This window comes from Collimonas sp. OK607, assembly GCF_900111995.1.
Lineage (GTDB): Bacteria > Pseudomonadota > Gammaproteobacteria > Burkholderiales > Burkholderiaceae_D > Collimonas.
The window spans coordinates 18,277-35,066 of the sequence record NZ_FOKF01000036.1 but is presented as its reverse complement, the minus strand read 5'-3'; the positions used below and the strand labels follow the sequence as shown (position 1 = coordinate 35,066).

General features: G+C 57.3%; 14 protein-coding genes. 10 read left to right on the top strand and 4 right to left on the bottom strand.

All coding sequences use genetic code 11. From position 1 onward, the window contains the following. Positions 1-3: 3 nt before the first annotated feature. Positions 4-2,691, bottom strand: coding sequence for an alpha-ketoglutarate dehydrogenase (gene mdeB / locus BM029_RS20185; protein WP_092439111.1), 2,688 nt, complete (start codon positions 2,689-2,691; stop codon positions 4-6). A 157-nt stretch (positions 2,692-2,848) separates the two neighbouring features. Between mdeB and BM029_RS20180 the strand changes: the two genes are divergently transcribed. Next, positions 2,849-3,313 (top strand): Lrp/AsnC family transcriptional regulator, encoded by a 465-nt coding sequence (locus tag BM029_RS20180; protein WP_092439110.1) that lies wholly within the window; start codon positions 2,849-2,851, stop codon positions 3,311-3,313. A gap of 32 nt (positions 3,314-3,345) precedes the next feature. Here the strand turns inward: BM029_RS20180 and BM029_RS20175 are convergent, their stop codons facing one another. After that, on the bottom strand, positions 3,346-4,227 hold the full coding sequence (locus BM029_RS20175; RefSeq protein WP_371329146.1) for a LysR family transcriptional regulator: 882 nt from the start codon (positions 4,225-4,227) through the stop codon (positions 3,346-3,348). A 217-nt stretch (positions 4,228-4,444) separates the two neighbouring features. On the opposite strand from BM029_RS20175, the gene BM029_RS20170 reads away from it, so the two are divergent. The 3 genes from BM029_RS20170 to BM029_RS20160 are packed head-to-tail and all read left to right on the top strand — an operon-like array spanning position 4,445 to position 8,467. After that, positions 4,445-5,752 carry an MFS transporter gene (locus tag BM029_RS20170; protein ID WP_092439107.1) on the top strand — a complete coding sequence of 436 codons (1,308 nt, stop codon included), beginning with the start codon at positions 4,445-4,447 and terminating at the stop codon, positions 5,750-5,752. After that, a complete protein-coding gene (locus BM029_RS20165; protein WP_092439105.1) occupies positions 5,745-7,280 on the top strand; it encodes an amidase in 1,536 nt (511 codons plus the stop codon). Before BM029_RS20170 ends, BM029_RS20165 begins: the two co-directional genes overlap by 8 nt. A gap of 35 nt (positions 7,281-7,315) precedes the next feature. Further along, positions 7,316-8,467: an NAD(P)/FAD-dependent oxidoreductase gene (locus BM029_RS20160; protein WP_092439103.1), complete on the top strand. Its 1,152-nt coding sequence runs from the start codon at positions 7,316-7,318 to the stop codon at positions 8,465-8,467. A gap of 75 nt (positions 8,468-8,542) precedes the next feature. On the opposite strand, the gene BM029_RS20155 is transcribed toward BM029_RS20160, so the two are convergent. Then, positions 8,543-9,559 carry a 1-aminocyclopropane-1-carboxylate deaminase gene (locus BM029_RS20155; protein WP_092439101.1) on the bottom strand — a complete coding sequence of 339 codons (1,017 nt, stop codon included), beginning with the start codon at positions 9,557-9,559 and terminating at the stop codon, positions 8,543-8,545. Between the two features lie 213 nt (positions 9,560-9,772). Here BM029_RS20155 and BM029_RS20150 point away from each other — a divergent pair, with 213 nt between their 5' ends. Next, a complete protein-coding gene (locus BM029_RS20150) occupies positions 9,773-10,282 on the top strand; it encodes an Lrp/AsnC family transcriptional regulator (protein WP_092439100.1) in 510 nt (169 codons plus the stop codon). A 36-nt stretch (positions 10,283-10,318) separates the two neighbouring features. On the opposite strand, the gene BM029_RS20145 is transcribed toward BM029_RS20150, so the two are convergent. After that, a complete protein-coding gene (locus tag BM029_RS20145) occupies positions 10,319-11,227 on the bottom strand; it encodes a LysR family transcriptional regulator (protein WP_092439141.1) in 909 nt (302 codons plus the stop codon). A 179-nt stretch (positions 11,228-11,406) separates the two neighbouring features. Between BM029_RS20145 and BM029_RS20140 the strand changes: the two genes are divergently transcribed. The 5 genes from BM029_RS20140 to BM029_RS20120 all read left to right on the top strand — a co-directional run bounded on the left by BM029_RS20140 (position 11,407) and on the right by BM029_RS20120 (position 16,754). Continuing rightward, the gene (locus tag BM029_RS20140; protein ID WP_244545144.1) at positions 11,407-12,921 is read left to right on the top strand and encodes an ABC transporter substrate-binding protein; all 1,515 of its coding nucleotides are present in this window, start codon (positions 11,407-11,409) and stop codon (positions 12,919-12,921) included. A 74-nt stretch (positions 12,922-12,995) separates the two neighbouring features. Beyond that, positions 12,996-13,913 carry an ABC transporter permease gene (locus BM029_RS20135; RefSeq protein WP_092439096.1) on the top strand — a complete coding sequence of 306 codons (918 nt, stop codon included), beginning with the start codon at positions 12,996-12,998 and terminating at the stop codon, positions 13,911-13,913. A gap of 72 nt (positions 13,914-13,985) precedes the next feature. Continuing rightward, a complete protein-coding gene (locus BM029_RS20130; RefSeq protein ID WP_244545143.1) occupies positions 13,986-14,867 on the top strand; it encodes an ABC transporter permease in 882 nt (293 codons plus the stop codon). Positions 14,868-14,916: 49 nt separating this feature from the next. Next, positions 14,917-15,906 (top strand): ABC transporter ATP-binding protein, encoded by a 990-nt coding sequence (locus BM029_RS20125; RefSeq protein WP_092439139.1) that lies wholly within the window; start codon positions 14,917-14,919, stop codon positions 15,904-15,906. Next, a complete protein-coding gene (locus BM029_RS20120) occupies positions 15,903-16,754 on the top strand; it encodes an ATP-binding cassette domain-containing protein (protein WP_092439092.1) in 852 nt (283 codons plus the stop codon). The genes BM029_RS20125 and BM029_RS20120 overlap by 4 nt, the downstream gene beginning before the upstream one ends. The last annotated feature ends 36 nt before the right edge of the window (positions 16,755-16,790 follow it).

Genomic DNA, 16,790 nt, shown 5'->3' with positions numbered 1-16,790 from the left:
GGATTACTCCTTGATCGACAACGGTTTCGTCAAATCCAAACCGAGTATCTCGGCAAATTTCGTCAACTGCACAGCATCTTTTCCGGCGGGCAGTTCACGTAACGCAGTGAAGGCAATCCATTTCGCATCGACCTCGAAAAAGTCGCGCAGGTTGGCGCGCGTATCGCTGCGTCCAAAACCGTCCGTACCCAGCGTGACATAGCGCGCCGGCACATAAGCGCGGATGCTTTCGGGAATGCTGCGTACATAGTCGCTGGCGGCGACGACCGGTGCATTGCTGCGTCCGAGTTGCTGCGTGACGTAGGAGGCGTGCGCCGAAGAATCGGACAGGCGCTGCAGTCGTTCGGCGGCGATGCCATCGCGCGCCAGCTCGGTATAACTGGTGACACTCCAGACCTCGGCGTTGATACCCAGTTTTTCCTTCAATAGTGCAGCTGCGCCGATCGCCTCCTTGAGGATCGGGCCGGCTGCCAGCAAACGCACATCGGCATTCTCTTGCGGCAGCAGGCAGTACATGCCGCGCCTGATGCCTTCTTCTACACCTTCCGGCATGCTTGGCTGCGCCTCGTTTTCGTTGGTCACGGTGATGTAATAGAAGATATCTTCATTGTTGCCGAGCATGCGGCGCATGCCATCCTGTACGATCACCGCCAATTCATAGGCATAGGCCGGATCATAGGAAACGCAGTTCGGCACCGTAGCGGCAATCACTTGACTAGAGCCATCCTGATGCTGCAAGCCTTCGCCAGCCAGGGTGGTGCGTCCGGAGGTGGCGCCGATGAGGAAACCGCGCGCCCGCTGGTCCGCCGCCGCCCAGATCAGATCGCCGATACGCTGGAAACCGAACATCGAGTAGTAAATGTAGAACGGCAGCATCGGCAAGCCATGTACCGAATAGCTGGTCGCGGCGGCAGTCCATGAAGAAATTGCGCCGGCCTCCGAGATGCCTTCTTCCAGGATCTGGCCGTCCTTGGCTTCCCTGTAAGACAGGATGGAGCCAATGTCCTCAGGCTCATACAGCTGGCCCTGCGACGAATAGATGCCGACCTGCTTGAACAGGTTGGCCATGCCGAAAGTGCGCGCTTCGTCTGCCACTATGGGCACGATGTGCTTGCCGATACTGCCGTCCTTCAGCAGGATACCCAGCATGCGCACCAAGGCCATCGTGGTCGACATTTCCTTGCCATCGGCATCCAGTGCAAACTTTGCATAAGACGCTATGTCCGGCGCCGCAAGCTTTGTCTGCGATACGCTGCGACGAGGCATGAAACCGCCCAATGCCGCTCGCCGTTGCAGCAGATGGCGCATTTCCAGGCTGCCATCTGCCGGCTTGTAGAACGCCAGCGCTTCGCAGTCCGCATCGGAAATCGGCAGGTGGAAACGGTCGCGGAATTCGAGCAAGGTGCCAGCGTCGAGTTTTTTCTGCTGATGGGTGGTCATTTTGCCTTGTCCGGCAGTGCCCATGCCAAAGCCTTTCTTGGTTTGGGCGAGTATCACCGTCGGCTGGCCCCGATGATTGGCTGCGGCGAGGTACGCCGCGTGGATTTTTTTCATATCGTGCCCGCCACGATGCAGGCGATCGATCTCGTCATCGGTCAGCGTCGCGCCGATTGCCTGTAACGCCGGATTTTGTCCAAAGAAGCGGGCCCGATTGAAGGCGCCATCGTTGGCGGCGAAGGTCTGCAACTGGCCATCTACCGTCTGGTTAAGCGCATTCAGCAGGTCACCCGCCTGGTCGCGCGCGAACAGCGGATCCCAGTCCGAACCCCATAGCAGCTTGATGACATTCCAGCCGCAGCCGGCAAATATCGTTTCCAGCTCATCGACAATATGGCCGTTGCCGCGCACCGGGCCGTCGAGCCGTTGCAAATTGCAGTTGACCACGAATACCAGGTTGTCCAGCGTTTCGCGTGATGCGAGGCTGAGCGCCGCCAGCGATTCCGGCTCGTCCATCTCGCCGTCGCCGAATACGCCCCATACCTTACGCTCTTGCGGAGCCAGCAAACCGCGGTGTTCCATGTAGCGCATGAAGCGCGCCTGGTAGATGGCGCTGATCGGCCCGAGTCCCATCGAGCCGGTGGGAAACTGCCAGAAATTTTCCATCAGCCACGGGTGCGGATACGAAGACAGGCCTTGCGCGCCATGTTTTTTCGCTTCGATTTCCTGGCGGTAGAACGACAGTTCTTTTTCCGTCAATGTACCTTCCAGGAAGGCGCGCGCATAAATGCCGGGCGCCGAATGCGCCTGGAAATAGACCAGGTCGCCGCCAAAAGAGTCGGTGCGCGCGCGGAAGAAGTGGTTGAAGCCGACTTCGAACAGATCGGCCGCAGAAGCGTAGCTGGCGATATGGCCACCCAGTTCGCCGTAGGCGCGGTTGGCGCGCACCACCATCGCCAGCGCATTCCAGCGCATCAGGCTTGCCATGCGTTGTTCGATCGATAGCGCATCCGCGCCGCCCGGAAACGGCGGTTCATCTTCAACGCGAATGGTGTTGGCATAGGGCGTATTGCGCGCATCGCGCCATTTGACTCCCCACGTCTGGGCCGCCGCACTCAGGCGCGACAGCAGGTAACGGGCGCGTTCCGGACCGGAGGCTTGCATGGTGGCCTGCAGCGCCGCCAGCCATTCTTCGGTCTCCTGCGCATCACTGTCGAATGGATTGTTCAGATTGTTGACGGATGACATTTCCATGGTCCTCGTTCCTTGCCGTTGAGTTTTAGCCTGAGTTTCACCTTCAACATAAGGTAGCGGCAAAGAAGCGGCATGGGTAACTTAAATTGGCTGTGTATTTGCATTAATTAAGCATAAAATACTTTAATTATTAATCAATCAGATTTTTATACTGCATATGGATCTTGATTCAACGGATTTGCGTATTTTGATGGAGTTGCAGCACAACTCCAATATCAGCAATATCGACTTGGCGAAGAAAATCAATCTGTCGGCGTCGCCAACGCTGGCGCGCGTCAAGAACCTGGAAGCGGAGCAGGTGATTTCGCGATATGTCGCGCTGGTCGATCCGCCGGCGCTTGGCTTGAAAATGAACGTCTTCATCCAGGTCAGCCTGGAAAAGCAGGAGTCGGCCGCACTGGCGCGCTTCGAAAAAGCTGTCAGCCATTTCGAGCAGGTGATGGAGGTCTATTTGATGACCGGCGACGAGGACTATCTGCTGCGCATCGTGGTACCTGATATCCAGGCGCTGGAGCGCTTTATCCTGGATCACCTGACAAAGATTCCGGGTATCAAGAATATCCGTTCGAGCTTCGCCTTGAAGCAGGTGAAATACAAGACGGCGCTGCCGATCAATGCCTAAGGCAGTGGCGACAGTCAAACGTGCAATGGCAATTATCCCGGTGTTGGCGCTTTGACTATCAAGGTGCTTAAAAATGCTTTTGCGGCTTGCGACAGCGTGCGTCCGGACAGCGACTGAATTTCCATCTGCAGGGCATGCATATCTCGATCTTTAATCGGGACTGCCGCCAGTTGTCCCGTCGCCAGCAGTTTTCGAATCGGTAATTCGGCAGAAAACGCTATGCCGCCGCCAGCGTTCACAAAACTCAATATCGCATCGATCGAATCGCTGCTGAGTACCGGTTCGATCAACAGGTTCTTTTTGCTGCAGCAGGCGTCGATGAGCCGTCGCATCGTGATTTTCTTTTGCGGCAGCGCGATCGGATAGGCGATCAGTTCCGACAACGCCACGTGCTTTCTTGCCGCCAGCGGATGCCCGGTGCCCATCACGGCCAGTATCGGCGCGCTTTGGCTATATTCGACCTTGATGTCTTGCTCCGGCGCGAGTGCAAAGGTCAGTCCTATGTCTGCCTCGCCTTCACGCAACAGGCGGGTGACATGTGCGGCCGAACCCACCGATAAATGAAAGTGGATGCCGATATGACTTCTTCTGAAATTTTCTATTGCCGCGGGCAGGAAGTCCACCGCAAAACCGGCGGTGCTGACCAGCTTTACCTCGCCCCGCTGGAGCCCTTTCAAGGCCAGGATCTCATTACCGATGCGCTCGGTTTCAAGCTGCATGCGCAAGGCATAGGCGGCCAGGAGTTCACCGGCCGCATTCGGCTTCATGCCGCGTGCGACCCGATCGAACAGCACAGTATCGAGCTCACTCTCCAGCCTCGCAATCTGCCTGCTGATGGCGGAAGAGGCGACGTTGAGCGTAGCCGCGGCCTCGGTGATCGATCCTCTCCTTACTACTTCAAGAAAGTAGCGCACCCCTGTTTCCTGCAAAACCCTGGTGTTTATCATACTGTCATTTTATTTATGGTTTGCCGAAACGGCAAACGATTATTCGAAACATTGTACTTGTTGCAAACCTCGGCTCGCCTTAGCATGAGTTTTGTGTTTTGCGGCTGGCCTGACTGGCTGTATCAATTGTATTCATCAGTTGTACTCGCCACCTGTTGTATGTCGAGATCCGGAGGATTCGAGCATGAATGCGGCATTAGGAAAAAACAGTCACAAGTATGTGGTTCTGGCGCTGCTCTATCTGGGATGGTGCGTTTCCTATATCGACCGGGCCGCGATTACTTTCGCCGTCATGCATATCGCCAGCGATTTCCAGCTGCGGCCGGCGGAGCTGGGCATATTGCTGAGCAGTTTCTTTCTCGGATATTCGCTGATGCAGCTGCCCGGAGGCTGGCTGGCAGATCGCTTCGGTTCGAAACCGGTGATTGTCGTTTCAATACTGTTATGGTCGATTTTCACCGGCGTTACCGGCATTGCCTGGTCCTTGACCAGCATGGTGCTGATCAGGTTCGTTTTCGGCTTGGGTGAGGGCGCATTTCCGGCGGCCAGCGTCAAGGGCGTGGCCGAAGTCTTTTCAAAGGAAGAACGGCCGAAGATGTCGTCGCTGCTGATGTCCTCTAATTACGTCGGCAGCATGCTGGCGCCGCTGATCATCGCGCCGTTGATTATCCATTTCGGCTGGCGCAACGTATTTCACTACATGGGCATTGCCGGATTGTTGTTCAGCGCGGCCTACTGGTTCTTCATCAAGCCCGCCAAGGCCATGGAACAGGGTAAGGGCAGCGCGGCGGCCACCGAGAAGAAACGAATAGACAAGGAAGCGTTCCGGAATCTGCTTAAGACATCTTTGATGTGGAAGATCGTCGCAGTGTGGTTCGGACTTAGCATCGTCAACAAGGGGCTGGATTCATGGATGCCAGCCTATCTGATGACGCAACGCGGGCTGGATTTGAAATCGATCGGTTTGCTTCTGCCTCTGCCCTATGTGCTTGCGGGCATCTCAACGGCGATCGGCGGTTGGGTGATGGCGCGGTTTTTCGATGGCAGGGAGCGCTACCTGCTGATCACCAGTTCGGTATTGACTGCCGTTTTCCTGTATTTCATGTACACGGCCGATAGCGTCGCCGGCGTCATTACATACCAATGCATCGTCTATTTTTTCAAATCCTTCGTTCTGGCGACTTGTATCGCCCTGCCGACCAAGATATTCCCGGCACGCCTGGTGGGAAGCAGTATCGGCATGGTCAATCTCGGCGGGCAATCCGCGGGTTTCATTTCGCCGCTGGCGATAGGTTTCCTGGTTAGCGCTTTCAATAATTACAACTACGCGTTCGGTTTCTTGATTGCCGCGGCATGCTTTTCGGTCATCGTCAGCTTGTTTATCCAGACCGGGAAAAGCGCAACTGATACAGAAACAAACACTCAGGCAGACATCGAAAAATGCGAGCGGCAGCTTGAAGTCGTGAACCCTTCCAAGGAATCCCATGCTTGAAAAAAATATCGTCGAGAAAAGCGCAGTCGAATTGCGCCGCCTGATCGGATCGAAAGAAATATCGCCGGTGGAATTGCTGGAAGCCTGCATCGGCAGGATAGAGGCGATCAATCCGTATATCAATGCCGTTACCGCAACCTGTTTCGAGCGTGCGCGCAGCGAAGCTGTCGCTGCCGAGGCGGCGGTGCTGCAAGGGCGGCGCCTGGGGCTATTGCATGGATTGCCGATCGGCATCAAGGATCTAGAGGAAACCGAAGGCTTGCTGACGACCTACGGCTCGCCGATCTATCGCGATAACATTCCCGCCAAAGACAATGCGCTGGTGGCGCGTTTACGTGCCGCGGGTGCGATTGTAGCCGGTAAAACCAATGTGCCCGAAATGGGAGCAGGGGCCAATACCAGGAATACCGTATGGGGCGCCACCGGCAATCCTTTCAATCCAATTTTAAATGCGGGCGGCTCTTCCGGTGGTTCGGCGGCGGCGCTGGCGGTAGACATGCTACCTTTGTGCAGCGGATCCGATACCGGCGGTTCGCTGCGCATCCCGGCAGCCAAATGCGGCGTAGTCGGATTCCGTCCCTCACCCGGCTTGATTCCGAGCGAGCGGAAATTGCTGGGCTGGACCCCGATTTCGGTGGTCGGCCCGATGGGCAGGAGCATGGCCGATGTATTGCTTCAGTTGCAGGCCAGCGCCGGCATGCATACGGCGGATCCGCTTAGCTATCCGATCGCCGCAGATGCGTTCAGCACGCTCCGGGATATTGATTTGTCGGAACTGCGCATCGGCTATACCGAAGATTTCGGAGTTTGCGAAGTAGATGACGACATACGCAAGGTATTTCGCAGCAAGATCGCTGCACTGCGCCCGTTCGTCAAAGAATGCACGCCGCTGGCCTTTGACCTGGGCGACGCGCATCGCTGCTTTGACGTGATCCGGGCCGAGAGTTTTGTCGCCGGTTTCGAGGCCGCCTATAAACGCGATCCCGCTTCGCTCGGACCGAATACGCGCGCCAACTATGAACTGGGCGCGGCCATGACGCTGGCTGACTGCGCCTGGGCGCAGGCCGAACAAACACGTCTGTTCCGCCGTTTTCAAGCGATGTTCGCCGACTATGACCTGATACTTTCGCCGACCACTCCGGTATCGCCTTTCCCTTGGTCCGATCTGTTTTTGAAACAGGTCAACGGCGTCGTTCTTGAAAACTATTATCGCTGGCTGTCGCTCACCTATGTGGTTACACTGGCAACCAATCCGGCGTTGTCTATACCATGTGGCAGCGATCACAAGAATATGCCGTTCGGCCTGCAGTTGATCGGCGCTTTCCGGGCAGACAGCTACTTGCTGGCTTGCGCCAGTGCGTTCGAGCGGTTATTCGACAGTCATCCGGAATTGCGACGGCCGCGGCCCGACCTGGAAGCGCTGACAAAGACCGATGCCGGATTGACGTCTATCGTTATCCATCCACCGCAGAGCATGGCGCAGGCAAATGCAAACGCGGCTTCAGTAGAGACCAGGCCCGCAGTTTAGGGGCGGGCCACGCATGAAATTGAGAAGGATGTTGCATGGATAATGAGACGCAAGCAGATTACATCATCATCGGCGCCGGCATTGCAGGCGCGTCGATCGCCTATTGGCTCGCGCCACACGCACGCGTAATCATCCTTGAGCGTGAGTCACAGCCCGGTTATCACAGTACCGGCCGTTCGGCGGCGTTGTATATGGAAAGCTACGGGCCGCCGCAGGTGCGCGCCATGACTTGCGCCAGCCGTGCTTTCTTCGATCAGCCGCCACCGGGATTTACCGGCCATTCATTACTCACACCGCGCGGCGCCTTGTTTTTTGCGACGCAGGATCAACTGGCGGAACTGGATAAGCACGAAGCGATCGTACGTTCAGTATCGGATAAAGTCGAACGCCTCGATGCAGAGCAGGCTTGCCAGCGCGTACCGGTATTGCGCCGCGAACTGGTTGCAGCTGCGGTCTATGAGGCGGATGCTGCTGAAATCGATGTGCATGCCTTGCACCAGGGTTTCCTGCGCGGGGCCAAGGTTGGGGCTGGCACGACCGGTACCAAACTGGTCTGCGATGCGGAAGTGCTGGCGTTGATGTATCGGACGCAAACCTGGGAAGTTACAACCACGCAGGGCATGTTCAGTGCGCCGGTAGTAATCAATGCTGCAGGCGCCTGGGCTGACGTCATCGGACAGATGGCCGGCGCCGCCCATGTCGGACTGGTGCCAAAGCGGCGCTCGGCATTCACTTTCCAGCCGCCGTCCGGTATGGATGCATCGTCCTGGCCGCTATTCATGCGGATCGATGAGTCCTTCTATGTCAAGCCGGATGCTGGCGTGCTACTGGGTTCACCCGCCAACGCAGATCCGGTGGCGCCGCACGACGTCCAGGCTGAAGAGCTGGATATCGCGATTGCGATCGATCACATACAAAACATGACGACACTCAATGTACGCCGGCCTGGCCATGTCTGGGCCGGTTTGCGCTCGTTCGTTGCGGACGGTAGCCTGGTTGGCGGTTTCGACCGGAAGATAGCGGGATTTTTCTGGGTTGCCGGGCAAGGCGGCTATGGTATTCAATCGGCGCCGGCAGCCGGAGAAGCGTATGCCGCAATGCTGCGCGGCTTGCCGATCCCGGATCACATACTCGCGCATGGGGTCGATGCTGCCGCGCTGAGTCCCGCACGGTTGAACTGCGTTTAAGATAATTTCTTACGGTGCGCCTTGCGGATGCCCGCGCGGCGCACCGCGCAACAACCTTTCAAGCTTTCAACGGGCTCAGCCGTTGCGGAACAGGAAGCTATACGCGTTAAGCGCAGGCACCCCGCCCAGATGGGCATACAGTACCTTGGAACCTGCGGGAAACTCGCCCAGCCGCACTTTTTCGATCATGCCGTGCATCGACTTGCCTTCGTAGACCGGGTCGGTCAACATGCCTTCCATGCGCGCGCACAGACGGATGGCTTCCAGCGTGCCGTCGTTCGGCAAGCCGTATTCGGGACCGCCGAAACGCGTATCCAGCACCACATCCTTGGCGGTGATATCACGGCCCAGTTCGACCAGTCCGGCGGTGTTTTTCGCGATACGCAAAATCTGCTCGAAGGTCTGCTGTGGCTTGGCCGAAGCGTCGATACCTATCACGCGGTCGGCGCGGTCGTCGGCGGCAAAACCCACCAGCATGCCTGCTTGCGTGCTGCCGGTTACCGAGCACGTAACGATGTAATCGAACTTGAAGCCCAGCTCGGCTTCCTGCTGCCTTACCTCTTCGGCAAAGCCGACGAATCCCAGGCCGCCGCGTGGATGTTCCGAGCAGCCGGCCGGGATAGGAAAGGGCTTGCCGCCGGCCTTGCGCACATCTTCCATGGCCTGTTCCCAGCTTTGACGGATGCCGATATCGAAGCCGGCAGCGTCCAGCCGCACGTCAGCGCCCATGATGCGCGACATCTCGATATTGCCGACCCGGTCATACACGGCATCCGAATAATTCACCCAGTTCTCTTGCACCAGCACGCATTTGAGGCCCAGATGCGCGGCCACTGCTGCAACCTGACGCGTTTGATTCGACTGGATGCCGCCGATGGAGACCAGCGTGTCGTAGCCGCCTTCCAGTGCTTCAGGGATCAGGTATTCAAGCTTGCGGGTCTTGTTGCCGCCGAAGGCCAGACCGCTGTTGCAGTCTTCGCGTTTGGCGTATAGCTCGACCTTGCCACCAAGGTGGTCGCTGAGACGTTTCAACGGCTGGATAGGCGTCGGGCCGAAAGTGAGCTGGTGACGTGGGAATTTTTTCAAGTTCATGGGAACGGCTCCTGAGGTTGGGGTGGGAGTGGGTATCCACGCATCAAAGCTGGCAAAGAAAACAGGCATGCTCAAATCCAGCTTTCATTGATGTTGAGATCAAATCCATATTAGAATCAATCGCAAGAAACATGGTTGCAAGTTTCTTCAATTATTCAGATTTAAAATGTCAATATAAGAAATGTAATCATTATTTATTTTGTATAAATACATATGAAAGCAATAAAATTGCGTACGAAAACGTCGCCGGTCGAGGCCGCCGCCGAAACCATGGATCGCACCGACCGGGCGATCCTAAGGGCGCTGCAGCGCGACGCCTCGGTGTCGAATGTTGCGTTGGCGGCCAAGGTGAATCTGAGCGCTCCGGCATGTCTGCGAAGAGTCGAGCGGCTCAAGGAACTGGGACTGATCAAAGGGATCGTGGCGCTGCTCGATCCGCGTGCCCTGGATGCCGGCACCCTGGTTATGATCGGCGTGGTGCTGGACCGGTCGACGCCGGAGTCGTTCGCCGATTTCGAGCGGGCGGCGCAAAAAGTGTCGGGGTGCCTCGAATGCCATGTGGTGACGGGAGAGTTCGACTACTTCATGCTGTTGCGGACCAAGGACAACGATAGCTACAACCGCCTCCATGCCGAGCAGTTGCTGTATTTGCCGGGGGTGCGGCAAATCCGCACATTCATGGTGCTCAAGCAAGTTCTCTCTACTACCCAACTACCGATCTAGGGCCCGATTGCGCGTGCCAGATCGACTTGCAGCGGCTTACTGTGATCTCAGATGATTTAACAGATAGTCCAGGAATGTATCGACCACGCGAGGCAAGGTGCGCCCGATCAAGGTTTGCACTTCGACCCGGCGGCCATCCAAACCGCGATCACGGACCGGCAGCATGGTCATTTTCCCCTCTGCGACCCGGTCCCGAACCGATACTTCGCCGGAGATGGAGATGCCGCCGCTGTACATCACAAAATTATACAAAGCCTCGACGTAGTTACTGGTCAGCACCGGTTCGAACAGCAATTGCTGGCGGGTACAGGCAATATCGAACAACTGGCGCAAGGTGGTGTTCGGTTCCGGCAGGGCGATCGGATAGGCGGCCAATTGCGATAACGATACTTGCTTGAACTGGTTCAGCGGATGGTCTTTGCGCATGACAGCCATGACCGGAGCAGGTTGCTGGTGCACGACTTTGATATTCGGTTCAGGGATGCGGCTGAAGGTGAGGCCGATATCCGCATTACCCTCGCGTACCTGGCGCGAAACACTGGCTGGCGGCCCCACGTACAGCTGGAACACGATCGCCGGATATTTTTTCTGGAAATCCGCGATCAGGCGCGGCAGGAAATCGATGGCGAAACCTTCGGTGCTGGCGATCCTGATCCTGCCACTTTTCAATCCCTTGAGCGACAACAGATCGGCCACAACGCGATCGGCTTCCAGCGCCGCCTTGAGCGCGTGCGCGGCCAGCACTTCACCACCGGCGCTGAGCACCATGCCACGTGGGCGGCGCTCGAACAGCACGGTATCCAGAATCTGTTCCAGGCCGCTGATCTGCCGGCTGATTGCTGAGCTCGCTACGTTCAGGCGTTGCGACGCTTCGCTGATCGAACCGCTACGAACGACTTCGAGAAAATAGCGCAGCGAGGTTTCTTGCAATTGATGCGATTTCATGGAAATGGCCTCATCTTTAATTTTTTCCGACATCTTCTGCGTTCTGTTTTCAGCAACGCAGAGTTAGAAATTTGATAGTTGTTGCAAGTTGTATTGTGACCTAGTATCAATTCCACGCCACGGTTTTCCCAGAAAAATTCTCGAAAAGGATGTTTGTGATGAAAATTTCCACTGCCTGGATGCACTGTATCTTGTTCGCCGCCGGCGCCGCCGTTACTACCTTTTCTACATCGGCACTGGCCGGCAAAGCCAACGATACGCTGGTCTATGCGTCCGACAGCGAGGTTGAGAATATCGGCCCTTATCACAACAATTTGCGCGAAGGAGTCATCATTGCGCACCTGGCGTGGGATACGCTGGTATATCGCGATCCCAAAACCAACGAATACAAGCCGCAACTGGCGACTTCCTGGAAATGGGAATCGCCGACGGCGCTGGTGCTGGATTTGCGCCAGGGCGTCACATTTCACAATGGCGACAAATTCACCGCTGACGACGTAGTGTTTACCTTCAACTACGTGGCTTCCCCGGAATCCAAGGTGGTTACGCGGCAGAATACCGATTGGATCAAAAGCGCCGACAAACTCGGCGAATATAAGGTACGGATCAACCTGAAGCAGCCGTTCCCGGCGGCGCTCGAATACCTGTCCGGTCCTACGCCAATCTATCCGGCGGCTTATTTCAAGAAGGTTGGCGTAGAAGGGTTCAGCAAGGCGCCAATCGGCACCGGTCCTTACCGTATCACCAGTGTTACCCCGGGGCAGGGCGTGAGCATGGTGAAGAACAGCGCCTACTTCAAGGACAGTCCGCTAGGCCAGCCGAAGATAGGTAATCTGAAATTCGTTGTGATACCCGATCCGGAAACCCGGGTTGCGCAATTGATGACCGGTGCGATCGACTGGATCTGGCGGGTCGCCGCCGACCAGGCCGACGCGATGCGCAGCATGCCTAATATCACGGTGCAGAGCGGCGAGACCATGCGCATCGGCTTCCTGACCATGGATAGCACCGGCAGTTCGGCGGCGAATTCGCCGTTCAAGGACGTACGCGTACGGCAAGCCGTAAATTATGCGGTCAACCGCAACGGCCTGGCCGGCAGCCTGGTGCGCGGCGGTAGCCAGCCAGTGTATGCAACTTGTTTCCGCGCCCAATTCGGATGCGAAACCAAGGCGGTCGTCAAATATGAATACAATCCGGCGAAAGCCAAGGCCCTGCTGGCTGAAGCCGGATATCCGAAAGGTTTCGATACCGAGATTTATGCGTATCGCGAACGGGAATACGCGGAAGCGCTGATCGGCGATTTGCACAAGATCGGCATCAATGCCCGCCTGCATTACATGAAATTTGCCGCCTTGCAAACCGAATACCGCGCCGGCAAGACGCCGATGACCTTTCAGGCTTGGGGTTCGTTTTCAGTGAACGACACTTCCGCATTCACCGGCGTCTGGTTCAAGGGCGGTGCTGACGATGTAAGCAAGGATGCGCAGGTAAAAACCTGGCTCGACACAGCCGATTCCTCGCTCGATGCCGCGGTGCGCAAGGAAAACTACAGCAAGGCATTGCAGCGCATTTCACAGCAGGCGCTGGCGGCTCCGCTGTTTTCCTATTCCACCAATTATGCCTACACCTCGGCGTTGAAATTCCAAGGCTATCCAGATGAATTGCCGCGCTTCTACGAGGCTAGCTGGAAATAACCCGGCGTCCGGCCCAGGCCATTTATTCAGGATCGACGCAAGCCATTTCAAGCCAGCCAGGGGAAGCCATCGCCATGTTGATCTACATCCTTCGTCGTTTAATGATCGCGTTGAGCGTCGCCATCACGGTATCCGTGGTCAGCTTCATGCTGTTGCATCTGTCCGGCGATCTGGCCACTGCCATCGCCGGGCCGGAAGCCAGCGCGGCGCAGGTAGAGGTGATACGCGTGCAGTACGGACTGGACCGCCCGCTCACGGCACAATTTGCCGACTGGCTGTGGAATGCGGTGCGGCTGGATTTCGGACGTTCCTATTATTTCCAGAGCTCCGTGATGGACCTGGTCGCGGAGCGTTTGCCGATCACCCTCAAGCTGGGCGGCATCGCGCTGCTGCTTGCGGTATTCGTGGCGATCCCGCTGGGCGTGCTGGCGGCGATTTTCCGTGACACCTGGCTGGATCGGCTGGCCTTGCTGATTGCAGTGATCGGCCAGGCTATGCCCAGTTTCTGGTTCGGTCTGACCTTGATCGTCATCTTTGCGGTCGGCTTGCACTGGCTACCTGTGGCGGGCAATACCACCTGGCAGCATTTCGTGCTACCCGCCATCGCGCTGGGTTATTACGCGACGCCGGCGATGATGCGGCTGACGCGCGCCGGCATGCTCGATGTGCTGGATTCGGATTACATACGGACCGCCAGAGCTAAAGGCCTGAGCAAAAGCCGGGTGATTCTCAAACATGCGCTGCGCAATGCTGTGATTCCGGTAGTGGCCCTGGCGGCAGTGGAAATGGGCTTCATGCTGGGAGGTTCGGTAGTAATCGAATCGGTGTACTCGATGCAAGGCCTGGGGCAATTGGCGTGGGATGCGATCTCCCGCAACGATTATCCGGTGGTGCAAGCGGTGGTGCTGATCATCGCGGTGTTTTATATCGCACTGACTTTCCTGGCTGACGTGATCAACGCCGTGCTTGATCCACGCATCCGCACTCGCTAAGGAAATCTTATGTCGCCTCCGTTATTATCCTCGTTGTCGTCACAGTTGCCATCTTCGTTGAATACGGCTGCAATGCCATCCGCCGCCGCTTTGCCAGCCCCTATGTGGCGCCGCAAATTACGTAGATTTCTTGGTCATCACGGCCTGACGTTGGGGGTGGTGGTACTGGTCCTAATCATCCTGACAGCGCTGTTTGCACCCTGGCTGGCGCCGCACGATCCCTACAGCCAGGATGTTACGCAACGCCTGATTCCACCGGTGTGGCATGCCAATGGCAGCTGGTTGCATGCGCTTGGCACGGATAAGCTGGGACGCGATTATCTGAGCCGTCTGATATTCGGCGCCCGCGTGTCGCTATTGATCGGCTTTTCGGCAGCATTGATTTCAGGCTTGATAGGAACCACGCTGGGCGTGCTGGCCGGATATTTCGGCGGCCGCGTCGATGCCGTGATCAGCTACATCATCACGACCCGGCTGGCCATGCCGGTGGTGCTGGTGGCGCTAGCGATGGCGTCGCTGGTCGGCGGCTCGCTCAAGGTAGTCATCGTACTGCTGGGTCTGCTACTGTGGGACCGCTTCGCGGTGGTCACGCGTTCCGCCACCCAGCAATTACGCAATGCAGAATTCATCGCCTCGGCCCAGGTGCTGGGGGCGTCCACGCCCTACATCCTGCTGCGCGAAATCCTGCCGAATATCATGAGCGCGCTGATCGTGGTGGCGACACTGGAAATGGCGCACGCCATCCTGCTCGAAGCTACGTTGTCGTTTCTCGGCCTGGGAGTACAGCCGCCGACGCCTTCATGGGGGCTGATGGTGGCCGAAGGCAAAGCCTATATGTTTTTCCAGCCATGGGTAATCCTGATTCCCGGCATTGCACTGATATTGCTGGTATTGGCGATCAACCTGGTCGGCGACGACCTGCGCGACATGAATGCGCCCGATGGCCGCAATTGAACCGGTGACCTTGATTAACGTTAGACATGAGCGCAACCAGGAGCCCGGTATGAACACATTGCTAGACGTAAAAGGCCTGCGGGTAGACTTGCCGACTGAGCATGGCATGCTGCATGCGGTGCGCGGCATCGATTTCCAGGTTCGGCGCGGCGAGATGCTATGCCTGGTCGGCGAGTCGGGATGCGGGAAATCGATGACATCGCTGGCGTTGATGGGTTTGTTGCCACGCAAGGCACAACGCAGCGCCACTCACATCCGTTTCGACGGCATCGATCTGCAGCAACTGCCGGAACGCAAGATGGCGGAGCTGCGCGGCCAGCGCATGGCCATGATTTTCCAGGATCCGATGACCTCGCTCAATCCATCCTATACGCTGGGCAATCAATTGTGCGAAGCCTTGCTCCAGCATCGCCGGGTCTCTTATGCGGAAGCCCGAGACCGGGCGATTTACCTGTTGCATCGGACCGGGATCAAGAATGCCGAGGACCGCATGCGGCAGTACCCGCATCAGTTGTCCGGCGGCTTACGCCAGCGCGTGATGATCGCAATGGCCCTGATGTGCGAACCGGATCTGATCATCGCCGACGAGCCGACTACCGCGCTGGATGTCACGATACAGGCGCAGATTTTGCGGATGATAAGGGAGTTGCAACAGGAGTTCGGCAGCGCAGTGGTATTCATCACGCATGATCTGGGTGTGGTCGCGCGCATCGCGGATCGGGTTGCAGTCATGTACGCCGGCGAGATAGTCGAAACGGCGCCGGTGGCGCAATTGTTCGCCCGTCCCAGCCATCCGTACACGCGCGGCTTGCTCAACTGCATCCCGGTGCGCGGCAAGACGCTGCCTGGTAGCCGCCTGGCGGCTATACCCGGCGTGGTGCCGAGCCTGGTTGGACAAGTGCAGGGTTGCGCCTTTCGCAACCGTTGTCCGCAGGCGCATGATGCTTGCGAGCAGTTGCCGCCGAATGTCGCAATCGATGACGCGCACTATGCCCGCTGCAACAGCGTTCATCCGCATGATACAGAGGTGGCGGCATGAATAGGCTTGCTGAAGAACAAGGCGGCAACAATGGCAGCAGCGACATTGCTCTGGAATTATATGCACTAAGCCGGACTTTCAAACTCAATCGCGGCTTTTTTCAGGCCGATGGTGAAATCAAGGCTGTCAACGATGTCTCCCTGCGTCTGTATCGCGGCGAGACGCTGGGGCTGGTGGGCGAATCCGGTTGCGGCAAGAGTACGCTGGCCAAAATGCTGCTGGGCCTGCTTGCGCCGAGCTCAGGGAATGTGCTGATCAATGGCACGGAGATCGATCCGACGCAACGGATGGCCTTGGCGCGCCATATCCAGCCGATATTCCAGGATCCGTATTCGTCGCTCAACCCACGCAAGACCGTATCGCAAATCGTCGGCCTTCCGCTCAAGCTGCATCGTATCGGCAACGCCGCCGAGCAACACGGCAAGCTGCGCGAGATACTGGATCTGGTCGGCATGCCGGAACGTACGCACCATCAATACCCGAACCAGTTGTCTGGCGGTCAACGTCAGCGCGTGGCGATAGCCCGTGCGCTGATTCTGCGGCCCGGCATCCTTATTTGCGATGAGCCGACGTCGGCGCTGGACGTGTCGGTGCAAGCGCAGATACTTAACCTGCTGCTCGATCTGAAAAGGGAATTCGGCTTGACCTACCTGTTCATCAGTCACGATCTCGGCGTGGTCGAGCATCTGGTGGATCGCGTCGCGGTGATGCATCAGGGCAGCATCGTCGAGCTGGAAACCCGCGAAAAGATATTTTCGCAGGCGCAGCATCCCTATACGCGGATGCTGCTGGCCTCGGCATTATCACCGGAGCCTGGTCTCGGCATCCCGGACATCGTCATGCAGTAGATCGATGGATACCTGCAGCATGAACGCAAAAAATAT

Bases quoted from the DNA above. Each gene is read 5' to 3' on its own strand.
- BM029_RS20150 (WP_092439100.1), top strand. From the start codon at position 9,773: ATGAAAGCAATAAAATTGCGTACGAAAACGTCGCCGGTCGAGGCCGCC.
- BM029_RS20135 (WP_092439096.1), top strand. From the start codon at position 12,996: ATGTTGATCTACATCCTTCGTCGTTTAATGATCGCGTTGAGCGTCGCC.
- BM029_RS20120 (WP_092439092.1), top strand. From the start codon at position 15,903: ATGAATAGGCTTGCTGAAGAACAAGGCGGCAACAATGGCAGCAGCGAC.
- BM029_RS20125 (WP_092439139.1), top strand. From the start codon at position 14,917: ATGAACACATTGCTAGACGTAAAAGGCCTGCGGGTAGACTTGCCGACT.
- BM029_RS20145 (WP_092439141.1), bottom strand. From the start codon at position 11,227: ATGAAATCGCATCAATTGCAAGAAACCTCGCTGCGCTATTTTCTCGAA.
- BM029_RS20130 (WP_244545143.1), top strand. From the start codon at position 13,986: ATGCCATCCGCCGCCGCTTTGCCAGCCCCTATGTGGCGCCGCAAATTA.
- BM029_RS20155 (WP_092439101.1), bottom strand. From the start codon at position 9,559: ATGAACTTGAAAAAATTCCCACGTCACCAGCTCACTTTCGGCCCGACG.
- BM029_RS20140 (WP_244545144.1), top strand. From the start codon at position 11,407: ATGCACTGTATCTTGTTCGCCGCCGGCGCCGCCGTTACTACCTTTTCT.
- BM029_RS20165 (WP_092439105.1), top strand. From the start codon at position 5,745: ATGCTTGAAAAAAATATCGTCGAGAAAAGCGCAGTCGAATTGCGCCGC.
- BM029_RS20170 (WP_092439107.1), top strand. From the start codon at position 4,445: ATGAATGCGGCATTAGGAAAAAACAGTCACAAGTATGTGGTTCTGGCG.
- BM029_RS20160 (WP_092439103.1), top strand. From the start codon at position 7,316: ATGGATAATGAGACGCAAGCAGATTACATCATCATCGGCGCCGGCATT.
- BM029_RS20180 (WP_092439110.1), top strand. From the start codon at position 2,849: ATGGATCTTGATTCAACGGATTTGCGTATTTTGATGGAGTTGCAGCAC.
- mdeB (WP_092439111.1), bottom strand. From the start codon at position 2,691: ATGGAAATGTCATCCGTCAACAATCTGAACAATCCATTCGACAGTGAT.